Annotated in this window: 21 protein-coding genes and 1 other RNA gene; 12 read left to right on the forward strand and 10 right to left on the reverse strand. The window is 69.5% G+C overall.

Annotated features, from left to right (window positions below):
* Window positions 1-40 precede the first annotated feature (40 nt).
* The 5 genes from glnA (G4H71_RS01165) (at window position 41) to G4H71_RS01185 (ending at window position 5,289) form a co-directional block, all read left to right on the forward strand.
* Complete coding sequence (glnA, locus tag G4H71_RS01165) at window positions 41-1,477, forward strand: type I glutamate--ammonia ligase (protein WP_072737690.1); 1,437 nt, start codon at window positions 41-43, stop codon at window positions 1,475-1,477.
* A 192-nt stretch (window positions 1,478-1,669) separates the two neighbouring features.
* Window positions 1,670-2,326 (forward strand): ABC transporter permease, encoded by a 657-nt coding sequence (locus G4H71_RS01170; RefSeq protein WP_072737837.1) that lies wholly within the window; start codon window positions 1,670-1,672, stop codon window positions 2,324-2,326.
* Complete coding sequence (locus G4H71_RS01175; protein ID WP_072737689.1) at window positions 2,319-3,512, forward strand: ABC transporter ATP-binding protein; 1,194 nt, start codon at window positions 2,319-2,321, stop codon at window positions 3,510-3,512. The genes G4H71_RS01170 and G4H71_RS01175 overlap by 8 nt, the downstream gene beginning before the upstream one ends.
* Window positions 3,509-4,294 (forward strand): ABC transporter permease, encoded by a 786-nt coding sequence (locus tag G4H71_RS01180; protein ID WP_072737688.1) that lies wholly within the window; start codon window positions 3,509-3,511, stop codon window positions 4,292-4,294. Before G4H71_RS01175 ends, G4H71_RS01180 begins: the two co-directional genes overlap by 4 nt.
* A gap of 35 nt (window positions 4,295-4,329) precedes the next feature.
* Window positions 4,330-5,289 carry a glycine betaine ABC transporter substrate-binding protein gene (locus G4H71_RS01185; protein ID WP_072737687.1) on the forward strand — a complete coding sequence of 320 codons (960 nt, stop codon included), beginning with the start codon at window positions 4,330-4,332 and terminating at the stop codon, window positions 5,287-5,289.
* Window positions 5,290-5,297: 8 nt separating this feature from the next.
* Here G4H71_RS01185 and G4H71_RS01190 read toward each other — a convergent pair whose 3' ends face one another.
* The 3 genes from G4H71_RS01190 to G4H71_RS01200 form a co-directional block, all read right to left on the reverse strand.
* Complete coding sequence (locus G4H71_RS01190) at window positions 5,298-8,312, reverse strand: bifunctional [glutamine synthetase] adenylyltransferase/[glutamine synthetase]-adenylyl-L-tyrosine phosphorylase (protein WP_072737686.1); 3,015 nt, start codon at window positions 8,310-8,312, stop codon at window positions 5,298-5,300.
* A gap of 11 nt (window positions 8,313-8,323) precedes the next feature.
* Window positions 8,324-9,664, reverse strand: a complete 1,341-nt coding sequence (gene glnA, locus G4H71_RS01195) for a type I glutamate--ammonia ligase (protein WP_072737685.1) — start codon at window positions 9,662-9,664, stop codon at window positions 8,324-8,326.
* A gap of 155 nt (window positions 9,665-9,819) precedes the next feature.
* On the reverse strand, window positions 9,820-11,379 hold the full coding sequence (locus G4H71_RS01200) for an alpha/beta hydrolase (RefSeq protein WP_072737684.1): 1,560 nt from the start codon (window positions 11,377-11,379) through the stop codon (window positions 9,820-9,822).
* A gap of 190 nt (window positions 11,380-11,569) precedes the next feature.
* On the opposite strand from G4H71_RS01200, the gene panB reads away from it, so the two are divergent.
* The 3 genes from panB to pip are packed head-to-tail and all read left to right on the forward strand — an operon-like array spanning window position 11,570 to window position 13,812.
* A complete protein-coding gene (gene panB / locus G4H71_RS01205) occupies window positions 11,570-12,415 on the forward strand; it encodes a 3-methyl-2-oxobutanoate hydroxymethyltransferase (protein WP_072737683.1) in 846 nt (281 codons plus the stop codon).
* A complete protein-coding gene (locus tag G4H71_RS01210) occupies window positions 12,415-12,840 on the forward strand; it encodes a hypothetical protein (protein WP_072737682.1) in 426 nt (141 codons plus the stop codon). The genes panB and G4H71_RS01210 overlap by 1 nt, the downstream gene beginning before the upstream one ends.
* 3 nt (window positions 12,841-12,843) lie before the next feature.
* Window positions 12,844-13,812: a prolyl aminopeptidase gene (pip, locus tag G4H71_RS01215; protein WP_072737681.1), complete on the forward strand. Its 969-nt coding sequence runs from the start codon at window positions 12,844-12,846 to the stop codon at window positions 13,810-13,812.
* A 74-nt stretch (window positions 13,813-13,886) separates the two neighbouring features.
* On the opposite strand, the gene G4H71_RS01220 is transcribed toward pip, so the two are convergent.
* Together G4H71_RS01220 and rnpB are read right to left on the reverse strand one after the other, a co-directional pair.
* The gene (locus tag G4H71_RS01220; RefSeq protein WP_072737680.1) at window positions 13,887-14,072 is read right to left on the reverse strand and encodes a hypothetical protein; all 186 of its coding nucleotides are present in this window, start codon (window positions 14,070-14,072) and stop codon (window positions 13,887-13,889) included.
* A gap of 337 nt (window positions 14,073-14,409) precedes the next feature.
* An RNA gene (rnpB, locus tag G4H71_RS01225) (RNase P RNA component class A) lies at window positions 14,410-14,844 on the reverse strand.
* 95 nt (window positions 14,845-14,939) lie between these two features.
* On the opposite strand from rnpB, the gene G4H71_RS01230 reads away from it, so the two are divergent.
* The gene (locus G4H71_RS01230; RefSeq protein WP_072737836.1) at window positions 14,940-15,497 is read left to right on the forward strand and encodes a DUF1697 domain-containing protein; all 558 of its coding nucleotides are present in this window, start codon (window positions 14,940-14,942) and stop codon (window positions 15,495-15,497) included.
* 43 nt (window positions 15,498-15,540) lie between these two features.
* On the opposite strand, the gene G4H71_RS01235 is transcribed toward G4H71_RS01230, so the two are convergent.
* The 4 genes from G4H71_RS01235 to cobC all read right to left on the reverse strand — a co-directional run bounded on the left by G4H71_RS01235 (window position 15,541) and on the right by cobC (window position 19,679).
* A complete protein-coding gene (locus G4H71_RS01235) occupies window positions 15,541-16,623 on the reverse strand; it encodes a bifunctional RNase H/acid phosphatase (protein WP_072737679.1) in 1,083 nt (360 codons plus the stop codon).
* Window positions 16,620-17,357, reverse strand: a complete 738-nt coding sequence (locus G4H71_RS01240; RefSeq protein WP_072737835.1) for a zinc ribbon domain-containing protein — start codon at window positions 17,355-17,357, stop codon at window positions 16,620-16,622. The genes G4H71_RS01235 and G4H71_RS01240 overlap by 4 nt, the downstream gene beginning before the upstream one ends.
* Window positions 17,358-17,461: 104 nt before the next feature.
* Complete coding sequence (locus G4H71_RS01245; RefSeq protein WP_072737678.1) at window positions 17,462-18,592, reverse strand: Nif3-like dinuclear metal center hexameric protein; 1,131 nt, start codon at window positions 18,590-18,592, stop codon at window positions 17,462-17,464.
* Between the two features lie 13 nt (window positions 18,593-18,605).
* A complete protein-coding gene (gene cobC, locus G4H71_RS01250) occupies window positions 18,606-19,679 on the reverse strand; it encodes an Rv2231c family histidinol phosphate aminotransferase CobC (RefSeq protein WP_072737834.1) in 1,074 nt (357 codons plus the stop codon).
* A 41-nt stretch (window positions 19,680-19,720) separates the two neighbouring features.
* Here cobC and G4H71_RS01255 point away from each other — a divergent pair, with 41 nt between their 5' ends.
* Genes G4H71_RS01255 through G4H71_RS01265 form a run of 3 tightly spaced genes read left to right on the forward strand, consistent with a single transcriptional unit; the run spans window position 19,721 to window position 21,931 of the window.
* Window positions 19,721-20,392, forward strand: coding sequence for an HAD-IA family hydrolase (locus G4H71_RS01255; protein WP_246442645.1), 672 nt, complete (start codon window positions 19,721-19,723; stop codon window positions 20,390-20,392).
* On the forward strand, window positions 20,382-20,927 hold the full coding sequence (locus tag G4H71_RS01260; RefSeq protein WP_072737676.1) for a low molecular weight protein-tyrosine-phosphatase: 546 nt from the start codon (window positions 20,382-20,384) through the stop codon (window positions 20,925-20,927). The genes G4H71_RS01255 and G4H71_RS01260 overlap by 11 nt, the downstream gene beginning before the upstream one ends.
* Window positions 20,915-21,931, forward strand: a complete 1,017-nt coding sequence (locus G4H71_RS01265) for an SURF1 family cytochrome oxidase biogenesis protein (protein ID WP_072737675.1) — start codon at window positions 20,915-20,917, stop codon at window positions 21,929-21,931. The genes G4H71_RS01260 and G4H71_RS01265 overlap by 13 nt, the downstream gene beginning before the upstream one ends.
* Here G4H71_RS01265 and G4H71_RS01270 read toward each other — a convergent pair.
* Window positions 21,833-22,855 carry a cobalamin biosynthesis protein gene (locus tag G4H71_RS01270; RefSeq protein ID WP_072737674.1) on the reverse strand — a complete coding sequence of 341 codons (1,023 nt, stop codon included), beginning with the start codon at window positions 22,853-22,855 and terminating at the stop codon, window positions 21,833-21,835. The genes G4H71_RS01265 and G4H71_RS01270 overlap by 99 nt on opposite strands.
* Between the last annotated feature and the right edge of the window lie 44 nt (window positions 22,856-22,899).

Consider the following 22,899-nt stretch of genomic DNA (forward strand, 5'->3'; position numbering starts at 1 on the left):
CCAATCATCACTTGGCCGAAGCTAATTAAGGAGCACAAGCGTGGCGTTCACCACGGCCGAAGAGGTCATCAAGTACATCGCGGACGAGAAGGTCGAGTACGTCGACGTCCGTTTCAGCGACTTGCCCGGCATCCAGCAGCACTTCTCCATCCCTGCTGCCGCCTTCAACGAGGACGTCTTCGAGGACGGCCTGGCCTTCGACGGTTCGTCGGTGCGTGGCTTCCAGTCGATCCACGAGTCCGACATGATGCTGCTCCCGGACGTCACCACGGCGCGCATCGACCCCTTCCGCGCGGCCAAGACGCTGAACGTCAACTTCTTCGTGCACGATCCGTTCACCCGCGAGGCCTACAGCCGCGACCCGCGCAACGTCGCGCGCAAGGCCGAGGAGTACCTGAAGAGCACCGGCATCGCCGACACCGCCTTCTTCGGCGCCGAGGCCGAGTTCTACATCTTCGACTCGGTCTCCTACGACTCGACGATGAACGAGTCCTTCTACCGGATCGATTCGGTGTCCGGCGCCTGGAACACCGGCGCGGACGTCAACCCGGACGGCTCGCCGAACCTCGGTTACAAGGTGCGCGCCAAGGGTGGCTACTTCCCGGTCGCCCCGTACGACCACTACGTCGACCTCCGCGACGAGATCACCACGAACCTGCAGAACGCCGGCTTCGAGATCGAGCGCGGCCACCACGAGGTCGGCACCGCCGGACAGGCCGAGATCAACTACAAGTTCGGCACGCTGCTCAGTGCCGCGGACGATCTGCAGCTGTTCAAGTACATCGTGAAGAACACCGCCTGGGCGGCCGGCAAGTCGGTCACCTTCATGCCGAAGCCCCTCTTCGGCGACAACGGCTCGGGCATGCACGTGCACCAGTCGCTGTGGAAGGACGGCAAGCCGCTGTTCCACGACGAGGCCGGCTACGCGGGTCTGTCGGACATGGCGCGTCACTACATCGGCGGCATCCTGCACCACGCGCCGTCGCTGCTGGCGTTCACGAACCCGACGATCAACTCGTACCACCGTCTGGTGCCCGGCTACGAGGCTCCCATCAACCTCGTCTACAGCCAGCGCAACCGGTCCGCGGCCGTGCGTATCCCGATCACGGGCAACAACCCGAAGGCCAAGCGCCTCGAGTTCCGCGCTCCCGACTCCTCGGGCAACCCGTACCTGTCGTTCGCGGCGCAGATGATGGCCGGCCTCGACGGCATCAAGAACAAGATCGAGCCGCTGGCCCCGGTCGACAAGGATCTCTACGAGCTCCCACCGGAGGAGGCCAAGGGTATTCCGCAGGCGCCCACCAGCCTCACCGCCGTCATCGACCGGCTCGAGCAGGATCACGAGTACCTCACCGAGGGTGGCGTGTTCACGTCGGACCTCATCGAGACCTGGATCGCGTACAAGCGCGAGGCGGAGATCGCTCCGGTCAACCTGCGCCCGCACCCCTACGAGTTCCAGCTGTACTACGACGTGTGAGTCGTGTACACCGGGCGAGCCGACCCACCGTCGGCACGTCCTAGCTCTTCCCGAGTCCACCCGCGCCGCAGTCGCAGCGCGGGTGGACTCGTCTCGTTCGCCCGACACTCCGGATACCTGGTTCCGGCCGGTTACCGGCGGAATCCGCACTAGTGTCGATTCCGGACACACCGTGGATGCGAGGTGGAGAGTTTGGGAGCGAACGATCTCTGGGAGTTCGTCGTCGCACGTCGGCAGCAGTTGCTCACCGACTCGTGGCTGCACGTCAGCGCGGTGGTGCAATCGGTGATCCTGGCGACGATCGTCGCGGTCGGGATCGGAATCCTCGTCTACCGCAGCCCCATCGGATCGTCCGTCGCCACGGCCCTCGCCAGCACGATCCTCACCGTCCCCTCGTTCGCCCTGCTGGGTCTGCTCATTCCGATCCTCGGCCTCGGGGTGCCTCCGACGATCACCGCGCTGGTGCTCTACGCGCTGCTCCCGATCATCCGGAACACCATCATCGGCCTCTCGTCCGTGGATCCCGCGATCACCGACGCGGCCCGCGGCATCGGACTCAACCGCATGCGGGTGCTCAGCCGGGTCGAGTTGCCGCTCGCGTGGCCGTCGATCCTCACCGGCATGCGGGTGTCCACGCAGATGCTCATGGGCATCCTCGCGATCGCCGCCTACGCGAAGGGGCCGGGCCTGGGAAACATGATCTTCTCGGGCCTGTCTCGGGTGGGCAGCCCGACCGCACTCCCCCAAGCACTCACCGGCACCGTACTGATCGTGATCCTCGCACTCGTCCTCGACGGCATCTACGTACTGATCGGCCGTTTCACCACTCCGAGGGGTATCCGTGACTGAGACCCGTACCGACACCGCCGACTCGTCGTCCGACGTCTCGGGTGTGGAAATCGTCCTGGAGAACGTCGTCAAACGCTACCCGGGACAGAACGAACCAGCCGTGGACGGGATCTCGATCACCATCCCCGCCGGCGAGATCGTCGCGCTCGTCGGTCCTTCCGGCGGCGGGAAGACGACGGTGCTGCGCATGATCAACCGGCTCATCGAGCCGACGTCGGGCACCATCACCATCGGTGGGCGTGATGCGCTGTCCATCGACCCCGACGTGCTGCGCCGCGGAATCGGCTATTCGATCCAGCAGGCCGGTCTCTTCCCGCACATCACCGTGGGCAAGAACATCGGTACCGTTCCCGGGCTGCTGAAATGGGACAGGAACCGGATCAGCGCCCGTGTCGACGAGATGCTCGATCTCGTGGGGCTCGATCCGGACACCTACCGTGACCGCTACCCACGCCAACTCTCCGGGGGCCAGCAGCAACGGGTCGGCGTCGCACGGGCGTTGGCGGCCGATCCCCCGGTCCTTCTCATGGACGAGCCCTTCGGTGCCGTGGACCCCATCACCCGCGGCCTGCTCCAGGACGAACTGATGCGGCTGCAGGCAGAGTTGCGCAAGACCATCGTGTTCGTCACCCACGACTTCAACGAGGCGGTCAAGCTCGGCGACCGGATCGCCGTGCTGGGACCGCAGTCGCACATCATGCAATACGACACCCCTGCCGCGATCCTGTCGAACCCCGCGAACGAGACCGTCGAGGGTTTCGTCGGGGCCGGTGCGGCGCTCAAGCAGCTGACCCTGACCCGGGTACGCGACGTGGACCTGACGGACGTACCCACCGCGCAGGTCGGAGATCCGGTCGACGAACTGCGCAACCGGATGATCGAGCGAAAGAGCAAGTGGGGCATCGTGCTCGACTCCCGGAACCGACCGCTGCGATGGGTGTCCCCGAAGCAACTCGCCCACGCCCGCTCGCTCGAGTCGGTGGGCGACCCGATCGGCGAGATGGTGTCGACGCAGTCGACACTGCAGGACGCCCTCGAGGCTCTCCTCGAGGAAGGCAATGCCTCCGCCGTCGTCACCGGCCGCAGAGGCGGCTACGAGGGGCTGGTCACCATCGACGTCCTCGTCGCCCACCTGTCCCGGATCAACGAGGAGTACTCGACCGACGACACCGGGGAGCCGTCGTGACCACCGTCGACGCCGGTGCCGGTGTCGGCACCAAGGAGGTCGCCGCCGCTCGCCGCGCGGAGCGTGCCCGGCTGTGGGTGCAGCCGATCCTCGTCACCATCCTGGTCGGCGGGGTGCTCGGGTGGGCGTTCACCCGCGATCTGACGGCCACCCAGCAGGCGAGCATCAACATGCCGAACATCGCGACGCTCACCTGGCAGCACGTGCTCATCACCGCGGTCGTCGTACTCATCGTCGTCGCGGTCGCCGTGCCGCTCGGAATCCTGCTCACCCGGCCCGGTTTCACCAAGCTGGCACCGATCTTCATCGGTATCGCGAACATCGGTCAGGCAGCTCCCGCCATCGGTCTGCTGGTCCTGCTGTTCCTCGCCACGAACCGCACCGGATTCTGGATCGGCGTCCTGCCCATCGCCTTCTACTCGCTGCTGCCCGTACTCCGCAACACCATGCTGGGTCTGCAGCAGGTGGATCCGGCCGTGATCGATGCCGGACGGGGCCAGGGGATGTCGACGCGCCGGGTACTGCGCAAGGTGGAACTCCCCCTCGCGGTTCCCTACATTCTCGCGGGTCTGCGTACCTCGCTGGTGCTGGCGGTCGGCACCGCGACGCTCAGCTTCCTGGTGAGCGCGGGCGGGCTCGGTATCCTCATCGACACCGGATACAAGTTGCGGGACAACGTCACTCTCGTCGTGGGCGCCGTCCTCGCCGTGGCGCTGGCGCTTCTCGTCGACTGGCTCGGAGCGCTCGCCGAGGAGTACCTCGGACCGAAGGGGTTGCGATGAGCACGAATACGCGGGTCCGCTGGTCACGCCGGGTGATGACCCTCGCAGTGGCAGCCTCGCTCGCGGCGATCACCGGATGCGGGCTCGAATCGGGCAGCGCGATACCACTTCCCGTCGGTCCGGGCAGCATCGAGCCGGTGCCCGAACTCGAGGGTGTTGCCGTGACGGTCGGGTCCAAGGATTTCACCGAGCAGGTGGTCCTCGGCTACATCATCGAGTTCGCGCTGTCGGCGGCGGGCGCCGACGTCCGCGACCTCACCAACATCCAGGGTTCCAACAGCACCAGGGACGCCCAGTTGGCGGGGCAGATCGACATCACCTACGAGTACACCGGCACCGGTTGGATCAACTATCTCGGCAACGAATCCCCGATCCCCGACCCGACCGAGCAGTACGAGGCGGTCCGCGACGAGGATCTCGCCCGCAACGACATGGTGTGGACCGACCCCGCGCCGATGAACAACACGTACGCGCTGGCGATGAACCGCCAGACCGCCGCGGAGACCGGGATCCGGACGCTCTCCGACTATGCCGCCCTGGTGAACAGCGACCCGGCGGCCGCGTCCACGTGCCTCGAGACCGAGTTCAACGTCCGGCAGGACGGGTTCCCCGGCCTGGCCGCGACCTACGGCTTCGATGCCGGACAGGTCGACAAACGCATCCTGCAGACCGGCATCATCTATCAGGCCACGGCGGACGGGACCGAATGCCGGTTCGGCGAGGTCTTCACCACCGACGGCCGCATCATCGCGCTCGACCTGGTCCTCATCGAGGACGACCGCTCGTTCTTCCCGAAGTACAACGCGGCGGTGACGATGCGGCGGGAGTTCGCCGAAGCGCATCCCCAGGTCGCCGAGGTGATGGCACCGATCTCGGCGATACTCACCGACGAGGCGATCACCGAGCTGAACCGCCAGGTCGACGTCGACGGTCGCGAACCCGCGGATGTCGCCAGGCAGTGGCTGGCCGACGAGGGTTTCGTCACGATCCCCTGACCGGCTCCCTACTCGCCGAACACCCGCTCCACGACTCCGCGGGCACGGCGGGTCACGCGCAGGTACTGGTCGAGGAACTCGCCCGCGTCGTCGCTGCCCCATCCGGCCACCTGTGCGACCGCGGACAACAACCGGCCCGGGCCGGGCAACTGGTCGGTGGGCTTGCCACGCACCAGGACCAGCGCGTTGCGCGCCTTGGTCGCCGTGATCCACGCGTCGCGAAGTAGTTCGACGTCCGACTCCGCCAGAAGTTCGGCGGCGCCGATCGCATCCAGCGTCTCGAGCGTCGAGGTGTTGTGCAGCGCCTGGATCTCGCTCGCGTACCGGAGTTGGAGCAACTGGACCGTCCACTCGATGTCGGCCAGCCCGCCGCGTCCCAGCTTCGTGTGCGTGGCCGGGTCCGCACCGCGGGGCAGCCTCTCGGAGTCGACTCGCGCCTTGATCCGCCGGATCTCGCGCACCGCCTGCTCGGAGACCCCGCCGGCCGGATACCGGGTGTGGTCGATCATGTACAGGAAACGCAGCCCGAGGTCACGGTCGCCGGTCACGTGGGTCGCACGGAGCAGCGCCTGCACCTCCCACGGCTGGGCCCACTGCTCGTAGTACGCCGCGTAGGACGCGAGTGTGCGCACCATCGGGCCGCTGCGGCCTTCCGGACGCAGACCGGTGTCCACTTCGAGTGGCGGATCGGTACTGGGAGCGCCCAGAAGTGTTCGCACCCGATCGGCGATGCTGTTGGCCCACTTCACCGCGACCGTCTCGTCCGCTCCCTCACGGGGCTCGCAGACGAACAGGACGTCGGCGTCCGACCCGTAGCCGAGTTCGTAGCCGCCGAGCCGGCCCATCCCGATCACGGTGAACGTCGCGGGCGCCTCGGTTCCCCGCTTGGCCTCGTCCGCCTTCACGACGGCGGTGAGAGCGGCACCGAGCACCGCGGCCCACACCGAGGACAACGCGCGGCAGACCTGCGGGACGTCGAGCATGCCGAGCACGTCCGCCGACGCGACTCGCGCGAGCTCGTAGCGCCGCAGCGAACGCGCAGCCGCGACGGCTCTGGCCGGGTCGTCGTATCGAGCTGCCGCCGTGGCGATTCCCCGGGCGACGTCCTCGGGCTTGGTCTCCAGCAGGCGTGGTCCGGACGGCGAGTCGGCATAGAGTCGGATCACTTCCGGCGCATTCACCAGGATGTCGGCCAGATACGCCGAGGAGCCGAGTACCCGCATCAGCCGTTCGGCGACGGCACGCTCGTCCCGGAGTAGCCGCAGGAACCACGTCTGGTCGAAGAGCGCGTCCGAGAGCCGTCGGTACGCGAGCAGTCCGGCATCGGGATCCGGTGTGTCCGCGAGGGATTCGAGCAGGTTGGGCAGGATGAGCGCCTGGATCCGCCCCTTGCGGGACAGGCCACCCGTGAGCGCGGTGAGATGGCCGAGCGCATTCTCGGGCGCGGTGTACCCGAGCGCCGCGAGCTGACGAATCGCGGCGTCGGACGTCAGCCGCAGGGCGTCCTTGTCCATCCGCGCCACCGACTCGAGCAGCGGCCGGTAGAACAGCTTGGCATGCAGACGCCGCACGCGGTGCGCGTTCCGCTTGATCTCGGCCTCGAGGACACCGAGCGCATCCCTCGTGCCGTCCGGCCGCATGTGCGCGGCACGGGCGAGCCACCGCAGTGCTTCCTCGTCGTCGGCCGGGGGCAGAGTGTGCGTGCGTCGCAACTTCTGCAACTGCAGGCGATGTTCGAGCAGTCGCAGGAACTCGTACGAGGCGGTGAGATTCGCGGCGTCGTCGCGGCCGACGTACCCGCCCGCCGCGAGCGCGGTGAGAGCGTCGACGGTGCTCTTGACGTGCAGCGACTCGTCGGCGCGGCCGTGTACGAGCTGCAACAGCTGTACCGCGAACTCCACGTCCCGCAGGCTGCCGCGGCCGAGCTTGAGCTCCCGCTCCCGCAGCTCCGGCGGGACGAGCTCCTCCACCCGGCGGCGCATGGCCTGTACCTCGGGAACGAAATCCTCGCGTTCCGACGCGGTCCACACCATCGGGCTCAGCGCCTGGTCGTACCGGCGTCCCAGTTCCATGTCGCCGGTCATCGGGCGCGCCTTGAGGAGCGCCTGGAACTCCCAGGTCTTCGCCCACCGTTTGTAGTACGCGACATGGGAATCGAGGGTGCGCACGAGTTCGCCCGCCTTGCCCTCCGGGCGCAGCGCGGCATCGACGTCGAAGAACGCGGACGAACCGATCCGCATCATCTCGCCCGCGATCCGAGCGGCACACGCATCGGCCGGCTCCGCGACGAACACCACGTCCACGTCGCTCACGTAATTGAGTTCGCGCGCACCGCATTTGCCCATCGCGATGACGGCGAGGCGCACCGGGCACGGCTTGTCCGGACACACCGTCGCGACCGCCACCGACAACGCCGCCGTCAATGCGGCGTCGGCCAGATCCGACAGTTCGTGCCCCACCGTCTGATACGGGATCACGGGCTCGTTCTCGACCGTCGCGGCCAGGTCGAACGCCGCGATCACCATGAGCTGATCGCGGTAGGTCTTGCGGAGTATCGCCACCGCCTCCGGGCCGGTGATCCCGGCACGGTAGAGCAGAGCGTCCCTGTGCGCGCCCTCTTCCGGAACCGCCTGTACGGACCCGAGCAGCGCCTCGAGCGCGCTCTCCCGGGTCGGTGCCGGCACCTCGCCGGCGAGCAGCTTCCACGCCTCGGGTTCCGCCGCGAGATGATCGGCGAACGCGGCGGACGCACCCAGCAACCCGAAAAGCCGTCCGCGCAGAGGCTTGTCGACCCGCAGACGCGCGTCGAGCTCGGCCCAGCCCTCGCCCAGGCCCTCCCGCAACCGGACGATCGACCGCAGGGCGAGGTCCGCGTTCGCGGCACGCGAGAGCGCCCACAGGAGCTCGATGCTGTCGGCGTCGGTCCAGCCGAGTGCGCGGAGATCGTCCGGGGCACCTGGCTCGACCAGACCGAGGCGTCCCGGCCCGGGGACGACCGACCGCGCTGTCGGGGGTCTGACCATCCGTCGCTCGCTCACAACCCCAGATAGGCTTTGAGCTCGTAGGGAGTGACGTTGCTGCGGTAGTCCTCCCACTCACGGCGCTTGTTGCGCAGGAAGAAGTCGAACACGTGCTCGCCGAGCGCCTCCGCGACCAGCTCGGACTTCTCCATCTCGCGCAGCGCCTGATCGAGATTCTGCGGCAGCTCCCGGTAGCCCATCGCGCGACGCTCGGCCGGGGTGAGCGACCACACGTCGTCCTCCGCCTCCGGCGGCAGCTCGTATCCCTTCTCGATCCCGCGCAGCCCGGCGGCCAGCAGGACGGCGAACGTCAGGTACGGGTTGCAGGCCGAATCGGGGCTACGGATCTCGACGCGGCGGGACGACGCCTTGTTCGGCGTGTACATCGGCACCCGGATCAGGGCAGACCGGTTCGACGGGCCCCACGACGCCGCGGTGGGCGCCTCGCTACCGTGAACCAGCCGCTTGTAGGAGTTGACCCACTGGTTGGTGACGGCGCTGATCTCGTTGGCGTGTTCGAGGATTCCGGCGATGAACGCCTTCCCCGTCTCCGACAGCTGCATCGGGTCGTCCGGGTTGTGGAACGCGTTGGTGTCGCCCTCGAACAGGCTCATGTGGGTGTGCATCGCCGAGCCGGCCTGATCGCTGAACGGCTTGGGCATGAAGCTGGCGCGCACGCCCTCCTGGATCGCGACCTCCTTGACGACGTAGCGGAACGTCATCACGTTGTCGGCCATGGAGAGCGCGTCCGCGTAGCGCAGGTCGATCTCCTGCTGCCCGGGGGCGGCCTCGTGGTGGCTGAACTCCACCGAGATGCCCATCGACTCGAGCGCGTCGATCGCGTGCCGCCGGAAGTTCGGTGCGGAGTCGTGGACCGCCTGATCGAAGTAGCCGCCGCTGTCCGCCGGCACCGGCGGCGTACCGTCCATCGGTCCGTTCTCGAGAAGGAAGAACTCGATCTCCGGGTGCACGTAGCAGCTGAAGCCGAGATCGCCCGCCTTGTTCAGCTGACGGCGCAGGACGTGCCGGGAATCCGCCCACGAGGGCGAACCGTCGGGCATCGCGATGTCGCAGAACATGCGGGCCGAGTGCTGGTGGCCCTTGCTCGACGCCCAGGGCAACACCTGGAAGGTGGACGCGTCGGGCTTGGCGACGGTGTCCGCTTCGGACACCCGGGAGAATCCCTCGATCGCGGAACCGTCGAATCCGATCCCCTCCTCGAATGCGCCCTCGAGCTCCGCGGGCGCGATCGCCACGGACTTGAGGTATCCGAGAACATCCGTGAACCACAGCCGGACGAATCGGATGTCGCGCTCTTCGAGGGTGCGCAGCACGAATTCCTTTTGGCGATCCATGCTCGCGAGACTAGGCAAGTCACGTTAAATCCGTGTTACTTCGCAGGTACGGAGTCTGCACCGACAGCCCCACCGGGTCGGCGAACCCCGCGTGATCTCGCCGGAATCCGGCGGCACTGCGCGCAGCCTCGACCGGCCCGAGGGTGCGGCGGATGTCAGCAGGTGAGGCCGTCGGCCGGGACGGTCAGATCCACCAGATAGTCGGTGATCGCGTCGTCCACGCAGCCCACCCCGTCGAGCACGACGGTGTGCTGGTTGCCCCGGTACGTCACCAGGGACCCGCCCAGCTGGGCAGCCAGGTCGACACCCGCCTGGTAGGGAGTGGCCGGGTCCTCCGTGGTCGAGACGACCACGATCGGCGGCACCCCCGGCGCGGAGATCGTGTGCGGCTCCCCGGTGGCGGGCGCGGGCCAGAACGCGCAGACGTCGCGGGGCGCCAGCCCCGTGCCGCGACCGTCGTCCAGGAAGGGTGCCGCCTGCCGGTAGCGCATGTCCGACTCCCCCGCCACGGCCGGATCGGTCACCGGCGGGTCGTCCATGCAGCGGATCGCAGTGAAAGCGTCCCCCAGGTTCGAGTAGGTGCCGTCGTCCGCGCGTCCCTCGTAGAGATCGGCGAGCATGAGCAGGGAATCGCCGGTGCCGTCGGCGAGGCTGGACAGGCCTCCCCTCAGCGGCCCCCACAGGTTCTGCGTGTACAGGCCCTGTTGCACCCCGGTGATCGCATCCCGGTAACTCAGCCCGCGCGGATCGGTCGTCGCTGCCGGGTTCCCGATCAGCGGATCGACGAGCGCCCGGAAGCGGGCGACCGCCTGGGCCGGGTCGGTACCGAGCGGGCATTCCGCCGACGTCACACAGTCGGCCACGAACGCGTCGAACGCGACCTGGAAGCCCGCCGCCTGGGCGATGACCTCCTCCACCGGATCCTGCTCCGGATCCAGCGCGCCGTCGAGCACCATGGCCCGGACGTTCGCAGGGAACGTCTCGGCATAGGTGGATCCCAGTCGGGTGCCGTAGGAGAAGCCGAGATAGTTCAGCTCCTCGTCGCCGAGGACCGAGCGGATCACGTCCATGTCACGCACCACCTCGCGAGTGCCGACGTGGGCGAGGAGATCGACTCCGGCCCGCTCCGCGCACGTGTCCGCGTAGTCGCGGTTGCGTTCCTCCGCGCGAGCGACACCCTCGGGGGTGCGGTCGACGTCGTCCTCGGTGCGGTCGGCGTCGATCTCGGCGTCGGTGAGGCAGCGCACCTGTGGTGTCGACGCACCCACACCACGCGGGTCGAAGCCGACGACGTCGAACCGCTCGCCGATCTCGGTGTTCTGCGCGATTCCGGCCATCGCCAGCCCGGACGCGCCCGGGCCGCCGGGATTGATCAGGAGGGACCCGAGGGGCGCACCGGATGCACGCATCCGGGAGACGGCGATCTCGGCGGTCTCACCGTCCGGGTTCGCGTAGTCCAGCGGCACGCTCACCCGCGCGCATTCGAGGGCGTCGTCGAGTTCGCTCTCGGTCTCGGTCTCGTACGGGCCGCAGTCCTCCCACTCCAACTTCTGCGCGTAGAACTCGTCCAGTCCTTCGGGGACCGGCCCGGTCGCAACCGGCTCCGCGGGTTCTGCCCGGCCCGGATCCACGGCTCCTCCGCCGCACCCCGCCACCAGAACCACCGCGAGGCCGATTCCCACCGGGCCCGCGAGGACCCGCGCACGTTTCCACATACCCCCGATCGTGCCAGGTCGACGGGACAGGCCTGCGCACGGTCACCGACGGGCTCGGCTCCCCACCGAGGGCGATGTGACCCATTGCACCCTCACCGGCCCTTCGAGCTCGAACGCGACGGTGGCAGACTGGAGGCGTCATCACCCAACCCGGGGACCCGACACGGGCCTCGAGGACGAAAGGGACACGATGTCCGAGAACACCCCCGTGTACGGCGCTTCCCCCACCTCCGACGCACCGCGTCGCAAGACCCGCGTCCACCACCTCCAGACGATGAAGTCCGAGGGCACTCGCTGGGCGATGCTCACCGCATACGACTACTCGAGTGCACGGATCTTCGAGGAGGCCGGGATCCCGGTACTGCTCGTCGGAGACTCCGCGGCCAACGTCGTCTACGGGTACGACACCACCGTGCCGGTCACCGTGGACGAGTTGCTGCCCCTCGTGCGCGGCGTCGTCCGCGGCGCGCCGCACGCGTTGGTGGTCGCCGACCTGCCGTTCGGCACGTACGAGGCCTCACCCGAGCAGGCTCTCGCCACCGCGACCCGCTTCCTCAAGGAAGGGCTTGCGCACGCCGTGAAGCTCGAGGGCGGCGAGCGAGTGGCTCCGCAGATCGCGGCACTGACCGCCGCGGGCATTCCCGTGATGGCACACATCGGATTCACCCCGCAGAGCGTCAACACCCTCGGCGGCTTCCGCGTGCAGGGCCGCGGAGACGCCGCCGAACAACTGGTCGCGGACGCCATCGCCGTCCAGGAGGCCGGTGCCTTCTCCGTCGTCATGGAGATGGTCCCCGCGGAGCTGGCCGGACAGGTCACCCGCAAGCTCGTCATCCCGACCGTCGGCATCGGTGCGGGTGCCGAATGCGACGCGCAGGTTCTGGTCTGGCAGGACATGGCCGGATACACCAGCGGGAAGACCGCCAAGTTCGTCAAGCGTTTCGGCAACGTCGGCGACGAATTGCGCACCGCCGCAGCCGAGTACGCCCGCGAAGTGGCAGCGGGCACCTTCCCCGGCCCGGAGCACACGTTCTGATGCCGCGACCGTCCTGGCGCGTCGCGGGTGCGACGGGCGCCGCCGTCGCCGCACTGGCCGCCGCGGTCGCCTGCGGATCCCCGGCGCCCGCCCCCGAGCCCACACCGACGCAGTCCGAGCAGCAACCGCCGTCCGGGACAGCGCCTGCGGCCGGCGGGGTCACCGAGGCACAGGCCGCCGCGTTGTGCGGAGACCTGGAGGGCCAGCTGCAGAGTTGGCGCACGTACACCCCGACCATCGGCAAGACCGGACTCAACGGCCTCGTCCTCACCTGGATCGCACAGAACGGACTCAACCCGATCGAGTTCGCCCAGGACCGCGCCCGGATCGATGCCATCACCACGGCAGCGTGTCCGCAGGTCCGGCAGGAGGCGATCACCGCGCTCGAAATCCCCGACCTCGCCTCCGGACTGATCGGGCTCTGACCGGTGGGCGGCGAGGTTCGTGGGCTGTATCCACCGATCGACGCCCACGAATCCGGGTATCTGGACGTCGGTGACGGCCAGCGGATCCACTGGGAGATCAGTGGCAATCCCGACGGCAAACCTGTCGTGTTCCTGCACGGTGGCCCCGGGGGCGGCACCGAGCCCGCCTACCGCCGGTTCTTCGATCCGGCCGCATATCGGGTCGTCCTGTTCGACCAGCGCGGGTGCGGCCGCTCGACTCCCCACGTCGCCGACGGCGCCGACCTGGCCGTCAACACGACGCCGCACCTGATCGCCGACATCGAGGCGCTCCGCGAGCATCTCGAGGTGGACCGGTGGATGGTCTTCGGCGGCTCGTGGGGGTCGACCCTCGCCCTCGCCTACGCCCAGCGCCATCCGGCGCGCGTCACCGAACTCGTGCTCCGCGGGATATTCCTGCTCCGGCGGCGCGAGATCGACTGGTACTACAACGGGGGCGCCGGTCACCTGTTCCCCGAGCAGTGGCAGCGGTTCCTCGCACCGATTCCCGAATCCGAACGTGGCGGCGACCTCGTCGAGGCGTACCACCGGTTGCTCCACCACCCCGATCTCGAGGTCGCGACCGACGCGGCGGTCGCCTGGTCCACCTGGGAAGGCGCGACGAGTTCGCTCCTGCCCTCACCGGATCGTCTCGCCGAGACCGCCGAGCCCCGGTTCGCGCTGGCCTTCGCGCGCATCGAGAACCACTACTTCCGGCACCGTGGGTTCTTCGACGAGGGCGCCCTACTCCGCGACGCGGACGCACTGGACTCGATCCCCGGCGTCATCGTGCAGGGTCGCTACGACGTGGTGTGTCCCGCCGTGAGCGCCTGGGAACTGCACCGGGCGTGGCCGCGGTCCGTCCTCGAGATCATCGACGACGCCGGGCATTCCGCGCTCGAGCCGGGAACGTCGGCGGCACTCGTCGAGGCCACCGACCGATTCCGGCCCTGAGACCGCCCACTCGTCCACGCCCCGTCGACTACTCGTTCCACGCCCCGTCGATTACTCGTTCCACGCCCCGTCGATTACTCGTTCCACTCCTCGTCGACACGGTCGGCTTCCTTCGTCCGCTCGGCAGCGATCTGCAGGGCGTGCTCGGCGGACTCCCGATCCGGGTACGGGCCCATCCGGGTGAAGGTGGACGTCTGCTTGCCCTGCGCCACCGTGCCGTTCTCCAGGTCGTAGTACCAGAGCTTGTCGTCGTCAGTCATGCCTCCAGTCTCTCATCACGATCACGTGCGCGCCGCACGTTCGACGGGTGCCCTCGGGTGGCTCGGCGGGGCGGAGCCGAGTTGAGAAACCCCGCTCGACTGCTACCCTCGATCCGGACCGATACCAAGAATTGGAGTACGAATGTCGACGATCATCTTCGATCAGCTTCTTCCCTACCTCGGGCCGGAGGCGGCCACGTACTGGGCCCAGCTCCTGGTCATCCAGCCGGTCTGACCACCGACTTCGTGAAGGCCCCCGCGGACTGTCCGCGGGGGCCTTCACGTGTTCCGGCGACCTGAAGCGGACATCGACGCACAGCCGGGTATCGAGGATGGGCGGACGAGTTGGCGTGTAAGCCGGATCCTGTGCCCGACCGAAAGGTCGGGCGGCGACCATCCATCTGGGCACACCGTCGCCGGGTACCTCGAGCGGTTCACCCGCAGGCTCGGGCGAGCAGCCCTCGAACACCTGCGCAGTCGCACCGACGCCAGACGTCGATGCGGCCTTCAACCTTGCTCCGGGCGGGGTTTACCTAGCCATCCCGGTCACCCGGGATGCTGGTGCGCTCTTACCGCACCGTTTCACCCTCACCTCCCACGGCCCGAAGGCCGCGAGAGGCGGTCTGTTTTCTGTGGCACTGTCCCGCGAGTCACCTCGGGTTGCCGTTAGCAACCGCCCTGCTCTGTGGAGTCCGGACTTTCCTCGGCCGAAGGCCTGGGCACACCCGAAGGTGCGTCCGGTTCCCTCTGCCGCGGCCGCCCGGCCAACTCGTCCGCATCGGACAGCCTACCGCTCGGGCGGCGCCCGTCTCCCGGCGGTGCCCGGAGATGCCGACGGGTGTCGGGGTGATCGCCTATCCTCACCGGATGGACGACACCGGCACACCGAGATTCGCGGCGCTGCTGCGCGGCATCAACGTCGGCGGGGTCACGATCAAGATGGCCGATCTGCGCCGCGTCTTCGCCGAGCAGGGGTTCGAGGAGGTGCGCACCGTCCTCGCCTCGGGCAACGTTCTCTTCGATGTTCCGGCAGACAGCGGTCACGCCCCGGATCCGGCGACGTTGCGGTCCCGCATCGAGACGGCGCTCGGTGGGGAGTTCGGCTACGACGCACGGGTGTTCGTACTCGACGTCGCGACCCTGCGGTCGATCGTGGCGGCGTACCCGTTCGACCCGGAGCAGCCTGGCCGGCACCCGTATGTCGTTTTCGTGTCCGACCCCGGAGCGCTCGAGGCGCTGGCCTCCGGTCGGGACCGGCTCGATCCCGCCGTCGAGCGCATCGAGACCGGAGACGGGGTGCTCTACTGGGAGGTGGAACGGGGCAAGACACTCGAGAGCACGCTGGGAAAGCGGACCGCGGCGGCGAAGATCAAGTCCCACACCACCACCCGGAACCTCCGCACGCTGACCAGGATGCTCTCGTGAGTCCGGCGGCCGTGGCGACAGGTACTACGCTGCGGCGGCGTGGTCAGCTCAGGTGCGAGGTGTCGTTGACCAGCCGTACCGAAGCCCCACCGTCACCGTAGAACTCGGCGATGCTCAGCGACGCGAGATCGAGGTGCAGCCGGTACAGGAAGGCCGGGCCGGCATCGAGCGCGAGCTGCAACACCGTCTTGATCGGTGTCACGTGCGAGACCACCAGCACGTTGGACCCCGCGAAGCGCTCGATCAGGTCGTCCCGTGCGTCCGCCACCCGCTCACGGACCTCGTCGAAACTCTCACCGCCCGGTGGCCGCACGGACGTGTCCGACAACCACTTCCGGTGCAGCTCCGGATCGCGAGCCGCCGCCTCGGCAAAGGTCAGCCCCTCCCAGTCGCCGAAGTCCGTCTCGATCAGGCCCTCGTGCACCTGCACCGGCAGATCGAGTGCGCGAGCGGCCGTCTCCGCGGTGACCCGGGCCCGGTCCAGCGGCGAACTGACGACCGCCGCCACTCCCCCACGGGAACCGAACCGGCGGGCCGCCGATGCGGCCTGCGCGAGTCCTGCCTCGGTGAGTTCCGGGTTGCCCCGGCCGGAGTATCGACGCTCCACCGACAGCGGAGTCTGCCCGTGCCGCAGCAACAGAAAGCGGGTGGGGGTACCCGTCGTCGCCATCCAGCCGGGAGACGACGGCGTGGGTACCGGATCGGCGGAAGGCCCGGCTGCGGCGTCCATCGCCTCGTTCGCGAGGCGGTCGGCGTGCGAGTTCTCCGCCCGCGGGATCCACGTCCAGCGCACCTCGTCGAAACCACGCGCCAGCTCCGCTGCCCGCCGCTGCAACGGAATCATGTCCGGGTGCTTGACCTTCCAGCGCCCGGCCATCTGTTCGATCACCAGTTTGGAATCCATCCGGACGTCGACTTCCCCGGCGCCCAGTTCCCTCGCCGCCTCGAGACCCGCGATCAGGCCGCGGTACTCGGCGACGTTGTTCGTCGCGATGCCGAGGTGTTCACGCCGCTCCGCGAGCACTGCGTCGCGGTCGGCGTCGAACACCACGGCGCCGTATCCGGCCGTGCCGGGGTTGCCCCGGGAGCCGCCGTCCGCCTCGACGATCACATGGTCCACCGTCACAGACCGGACTCCTTGGTACGCACCAGGATCGCGTTGCATTCCGGGCACCGCACCACGAGCTCCGGCGCGCTGGCCTGGATGCGGGCGATCTCCCCTCGGTCCAGTTCGATCCGGCAGGCGCCGCAGCGACGAGCCTGCAACAGGGCGGCGCCGATACCGCGGGCGGCACGCTGCTTCTCGTACGCCTCGAGCAGATCGGCGGGCAGGGACGCGACCAGGGTGTCCCGATCCGCGCCGCGAGCAGCCACCGCGCTGTCCAGATCGGCGATCGCGTCGTCGCGCCGTCGTCCGGCGTCGATCAGCTCGTCCTCGATCTTCGACAGCTGGGCGCCGGCATGTTCGTAGTCGGCCTGCGAGGCCTCGCGCTGCTCCATCACCTCGAGAAGCTCGTCCTCGAGCAGGCCCTGGCGACGCTCGAGGCTGCCGAGCTCGTGCTCGAGTTCCGTGAGCTGCTTCGCGCCGACCGTCCCACCCTGCAGCAGCGCGCGGTCCCGTTCCTCCCGCTTGCGGACGGCGTCCACCTCACCCTCGAGCTTGCGGATGTCGCGGTCCAGGTCGTCGAGGACGATCTCGACGGAGACCGCGGCGTCCTTGCGTGCGGACCGCTCGGTCTCGAGCCGATCCACTTCCTGCTGCTCGGGCAGGGTCGCCCGGCGGTGCGCGGTCCGGGCCAGCTCGGCGTCGACGCCGGCGAGCTCGAGAAGCTTGGCCTGCACCTGGGGTTCGACGTTCACGCGTGTTGACTCCTGCTGTTGGTACGACGAGAGGATCCGCTCGGCCGGAGGCCGCAGCGGTAGCTGCAACCGTACCCGGACCGCCCGCGCGTCCGGGAGTACCGTCAGCGGGCGCTCGTCGTCCACGGGTCGGTACGCAGCGTCGACACGCGAGTGGCCCAGCCCCGCGCACCGTCGAACGCCGCGTCGAGGACGTCCTTCGCCTGCGCGCACCACGGCTGCTCGCTCGCCCAGTGGGCGACGTCGACGAGGGCGGGGCCGCCCCCGCGCAGGTGCTCGTCCGCCGGATGGTGACGCAGATCGGCGGTGACGTAGGCGTCCACACCGAGCCGGGTGACCGCATCCAGGTAGGAGTCGCCCGCTCCGCCACACACCGCGACGGTGCGCACCGGACGCTCGGGGTCGCCCGCGGACCGCACGCCCCACTCCGTCGCCGGGAGCGCCCGTGCCACGCGGGCGGTGAACTCCCGCAACGTCACGGGCTCGTCCAGTTCGCCGACGCGGCCGAGTCCGCGTCCCGTCGGCAGCGCGGCCGGCTCGAGCACGTCGAACGCCGGTTCCTCGTAGGGGTGCGCCGCACGCAACGAGGCGAGTACCTGTTCCCGCGAGCGTCGGGGAGCGATGACCTCGATCCGCGTCTCGGTGACACGTTCGAGGTCGCCGACCCGGCCCAGCGTCGGCGTGGCCCCGGACGTCGGGAGGAACTGCCCGGTGCCGGTGACCTGCCAGCTGCAGTCCCGGTAGTTGCCCACGAAACCCGCACCCGCATCGAACATGGCCCGCTGCACCTGCTCGGCGTCGGTGTCCGGGACGAGCACCACCCACTTGTCGAGTGGCGCGGTGGGCTTCGCCTCGATCGGGCCGCGTACGCGCAGACCGATCGCGCCGGCCAGCGCGTCGGACACCCCGGGGTCCGCGGAGTCCGCGTTGGTGTGCGCGGTGAACAGTGCACATCCGGCCTTGACCAGCCGGTGGATCAGTGCGCCCTTCGGGGTGTCCGCAGCCACGGTGTCGACACCGCGCAACAGCAGCGGGTGGTGCACGAGGAGCAGCTGGGCTCCCGTGGCGATCGCGTCGTCGACCACCGCTGCGGTGGCATCGACCGCGACGACGACGTTCGACACCTGATCCGCGGGGTCTCCGCAGACCAGGCCGATCGAGTCCCACGGCTCGGCCAGCGCCGGCGGATACGCGGCGTCCAGTACGTCGATCACGTCGGACAGCAGGACGGTCACTTCGGCATTCTCCTCACGAGGGCGGGCACTCGGCGAGGCGTGTGGTGACCGCCTCGAATGCCCGGATGAGCTGGTCCACCTGTGCACGAGGCCGGACGGCGACGCGCAGATGATCTCGGGTCAGCCCCGGGAACGTGTCACAACGCCGGACCGCGACACCTGCCGCGGCCAGACCGTGCCGCATCGACTCTCCGGCCGGTACCCGCACCAGGAGGAAGGGCGCTCGTGCCGGCACATGGACCCGCACCCCGAGGGCGTCGAGGCGTCGCTCCATCTCGTTGCGCCTGCCGGCGATGACCGCCGCGTGCCCGGCAGCTTCCGCGACCGCGGCCGGTTCGCTGCATGCGGCGATCGCCTCGAGTTGCAGAGTGCCGAGTGGCCAGTGCGCGCGGCCCCGGGCGAGCCGGGCGAGGACCGCGGGGTCGCCGAGCGCGTATCCGCAACGGAGACCGGCGAGCGCCCAGGTCTTGGTGAGGCTGCGCAGCACCAGGATGTCGGGCGCAGAGAGGGCGGCGAGCGAGGATTCCTCACCCGGAATCGCGTCCATGAAGGCCTCGTCGACCACCAGCACCCGACCCGGCCGGCGCAACGCCAGCATGTCCTCGGCCCCGTGCAGCACGGACGTGGGATTGGTGGGGTTTCCCACGACGACGAGATCGGCGGACTCCGGCACCTGCGCGGACCGGAGACGGAACGGCTCGTCGAGGATCACCCGGGTGACGGGTACGCCCGCCTCGCGCAGTGCCAGTTCCGGTTCGGTGAACGACGGATGGATGACCGCTGCGTGGGCGGGCGCGAGGCGCGGGAGCATCGCGAAGCCCTCGGCGCCGCCCGCGAGCAGCAGTACCTCGTCGGCGCCGCGCCCGTGCCTGGCGGCGACGGCCTCGCGGGTGCGTCGATCGTGGTCCGCGGACGGATAGGCGCCGAGACCGCCCATCAGCCCGACGAGCCGCTCGACCAGCCACGACGGTGGCGCCGCACCCTGGACGTTGACCGCGAAATCCAGCAGACCCGGCGCGGCGTCGACATCCCCGTGGTGGCGCAGCGCCGCCCAGCGGCCGCCGTCCCCGTACTCGAGTGTGTCCACGGCCACCGAGCCTACGGGGTGTACTCGTGGACAATGGAACGGTGCCAGTCCCTTCACCCGACTCCCCGATCCTGCTCTTCGACCTGGACGGAACGCTCACCGATTCGGCTCCCGGCATCCACGCCGGGTTCCGGCACGCGCTCGCGGCGGTGGGCCTGCCCGCACCGACGCAGACGCAGCTGGACACCGTCATCGGGCCGCCGATGATGGACACGATCCGTTCCCTGGGCCTCGACGAGGCCACCGCGCGGCGGGCGCTCGACGCCTATCTCGACCGGTACGACTCGATCGGGTGGGCCGAGAACTCCGTCTTCGACGGCATACCCGCCGTTCTGGACACCGCCCGAGACCGCGGGTATCGGATGGCCGTGGCCACCTCGAAGAGCGAGCGTTTCGCCGTCCGGATCCTGGAGCACTTCGAGCTCGCCGACCGTTTCGAGTTCATCGGCGGGGCCAGCGACGACGGCAGTCGCCGCGCGAAGAAGGACGTCATCGCGCACTCGCTGACCGCACTGGGTGTGCCCGCGACCGCCGCGTCGGGCCGCGGCGTCACGATGATCGGCGATCGCGACCACGACATCCTCGGCGCCGCGCACTGGGGCCTGGCCTCGGTGTTCGCCGGCTGGGGGTACGGCCACCCGGCCGAGTCCGCGGGCGCGGACCACGTGCTCGATTCGGTCGACCAACTCCGGGAGGTGCTCGATGCCGCATGACGGAGCGGCGGCTGACCAGCCGTCACTGCACGTGACGTTCGTGTGCACCGGCAACATCTGCCGGTCCCCGATGGCGGAGAAGATCCTTCTCGGCCACCTCGAGCGGGCCGGGCTGGCCGATACGGTGCGGGTGTCGAGCGCCGGGACCGACGGGTGGCACGCAGGCGACGAGGCGGACGAGCGCACCGATGCGGTGCTGACCGCGCACGGATATCCCACCGGGCATCGGGCCGCGAAGGTCGGGCCCGACCATCTGGCCGCCGATCTGGTGGTGGCCCTCGACACCGGGCACGATCGCCGGTTGGCCCGCCTCGGCGTCCCCACCGAGCGGCGCCGCCTCCTGCGCAGCTTCGACCCGGAGGCCGACTCGGATTCGGTGGCCGATCCCTATTACGGCGAGTTGTCCGAATTCGAGACGGTGCGCGCGCAGATCGAGGCCGCGATCCCCGGACTACTCGCCTGGGTGCGCGCGGCAGCGACCTCGCCTCCGGCCACGGGTCCGCGACCGGTTACCGTGGAACCGTGCGAAGGCTGAAGTTTCTGCTGCGTCCCAGCTGGATCGTGCTGGCTCTGCTCGTGGTCGCCTTCGCCTTCCTGTGCTTCTCCGTCCTCGCGCCGTGGCAGCTGGGCAAGAACACCAGTACCGAGCACCGCAACCAGCTCATCGCGGACTCGATCGAGGCGGACCCGGTCCCGGTGGAATCCCTGGTGGGCGCGGACGGCACCTCACCCGACGACGAGTGGCGGCAGGTGACGGCCACCGGCTCGTACGTACCGGACAGTGACGCCCTCGTGCGCCTGCGGTCGATCGAGTCTCAGCCGGCCTACGAGGTGTTGACCCCGTTCCGTCTCGAGGACGGCCGGGCACTGCTCGTCAATCGCGGCTACGTGCGGCCTGTGCTGGGCACGCAGGCTCCCCCGGTCGATCCCGCTCCCACGGGCGAGGTGACTCTCGCCGGCCGGATCCGGATGCCCGAGGGGGTGGCCCCGGGCCGCGACCCGATGGTCGAGGGCGACGTCCGGCAGGTCTACACGATCAATCCCGGACAGGTCGGCGACTTCGTCGGAGTCGATCTCGTCGACACATACCTGCAGCTGGAGCCGGATCAGCCGGGTGGGCTGGGAACGATCCCGCTACCTCAGCTCGATGCCGGACCGTACCTCTCCTACGGACTGCAGTGGCTCGCCTTCGGCATCATGGCCCCGCTCGGCCTGGCGTACTTCGTGCGCGCCGAACTGCGCGAGCGCCGCAAGGAGAAGGCGGGCGGCGACGGCGGACCCGAGCCCACTCCGCCCACGGACCGTCCGGAACCGGAAGGCCCCACTCCCCCGCAGAAACCCTCGAGCCGGAGCGCCTCCGTGGCGGACCCGGTGGAGGACTCGGTGGAGGATGCGACGGCGAACTCGGCGGGGGCACGCCCGTCGGTGGACGACATCGTGTTACCGCGCGGCCGGTTCCGTCGCGGCCCCAAGGCGCCGGAGACGCCGCTGTCGGCGGCCGACGCGAAACTGGCCGACCGCTACGGCAAGCGCCGCTGACACCACCACGGCGCCGGCCTGCACCGCGTGGGACAGCCGCACCGCCCGGGGGAGATCCGCGACCGTCGGCGCCGGCCCCCGGCCGAGCACCGGACGCATCTCCACCCCGTGCGGATACTCGGTCCGTCCGCCGAGGGCGATTCCCAGGGCACCCGCCGCGGAGGCCTCCGCCACACCCGCGTTGGGACTCGGGTGGGCGGCGGCGTCCGAGCGCCAGGCCTGCCACGCGCGGCGAGGCGAACCTCCGACGACGGGTGCCGCCGCGACGGTCAGTGCACCCGCCACTCTCGCCGGCACCAGGTTGAGGGCGTCGTCCAGACGCGCCGATGCCCAGCCGAAGTTGCGGTAGCGCTCGGAGCGATAACCCACCATCGCATCGAGGGTGTTGGCCGCCCGGTAGGCGAGCAGACCGGGGATGCCGAACGCGCCGCCCCACAGCAGCGGGGCGACGGCGGCGTCGGAGGTGTTCTCGGCGACGGACTCGAGCGCCGCCCGGGCCAGCCCGTCCCGATCGAGCGCACTCGGGTCCCGGCCGCACAACGACGGCAGCAGCGCCCGGGCATCGTCGAGGCCCGGCTGCCCCAGGCGCTGCGCCATGCCCGCGCCGGTGCGTGCCAGTGACGTCCCGCCCAGGACCGTCCAGGTGGCCAGCGCGGTGGTCGCGACGACGGCGCCGGGGCCCACTCGCCGGACCGCCCGGTCCGCCGCGACCCCGGCACACGCGGTGCCAGCCACCAGGATTGTCGTGTAGGCGATTCCGGCCGCACGGCTGTCCCGGTAGAGCGCGCATTCCGTGCGCAGTGCCAGGGCGCCGAATCCGGCGACCGGGTGCCGTCGCCGAGGGTCGCCGAATGCCCGGTCCGCCGCGAAGCCGAGTAGCAGTCCGAGGGCCCTGGCGCGGCCGGGACGGGGAGTGAGCGTCACGCCCACAGTTGTATCAACTACCGTTTCCAGCGGAGTAAAGGAGC

It is taken from the genome of Rhodococcus triatomae, assembly GCF_014217785.1.
GTDB classification, from domain to species: domain Bacteria; phylum Actinomycetota; class Actinomycetes; order Mycobacteriales; family Mycobacteriaceae; genus Rhodococcus_F; species Rhodococcus_F triatomae.

What these genes read in the sequence shown, in the direction of transcription:
- G4H71_RS01185 (WP_072737687.1), top strand. Translation starts at nt 4,330, where the DNA reads ATGACCCTCGCAGTGGCAGCCTCGCTCGCGGCGATCACCGGATGCGGG.
- G4H71_RS01190 (WP_072737686.1), bottom strand. Translation starts at nt 8,312, where the DNA reads ATGGTCAGACCCCCGACAGCGCGGTCGGTCGTCCCCGGGCCGGGACGC.
- glnA (WP_072737685.1), bottom strand. Translation starts at nt 9,664, where the DNA reads ATGGATCGCCAAAAGGAATTCGTGCTGCGCACCCTCGAAGAGCGCGAC.
- G4H71_RS01200 (WP_072737684.1), bottom strand. Translation starts at nt 11,379, where the DNA reads ATGTGGAAACGTGCGCGGGTCCTCGCGGGCCCGGTGGGAATCGGCCTC.
- panB (WP_072737683.1), top strand. Translation starts at nt 11,570, where the DNA reads ATGTCCGAGAACACCCCCGTGTACGGCGCTTCCCCCACCTCCGACGCA.
- G4H71_RS01210 (WP_072737682.1), top strand. Translation starts at nt 12,415, where the DNA reads ATGCCGCGACCGTCCTGGCGCGTCGCGGGTGCGACGGGCGCCGCCGTC.
- G4H71_RS01220 (WP_072737680.1), bottom strand. Translation starts at nt 14,072, where the DNA reads ATGACTGACGACGACAAGCTCTGGTACTACGACCTGGAGAACGGCACG.
- G4H71_RS01230 (WP_072737836.1), top strand. Translation starts at nt 14,940, where the DNA reads ATGGACGACACCGGCACACCGAGATTCGCGGCGCTGCTGCGCGGCATC.
- G4H71_RS01260 (WP_072737676.1), top strand. Translation starts at nt 20,382, where the DNA reads ATGCCGCATGACGGAGCGGCGGCTGACCAGCCGTCACTGCACGTGACG.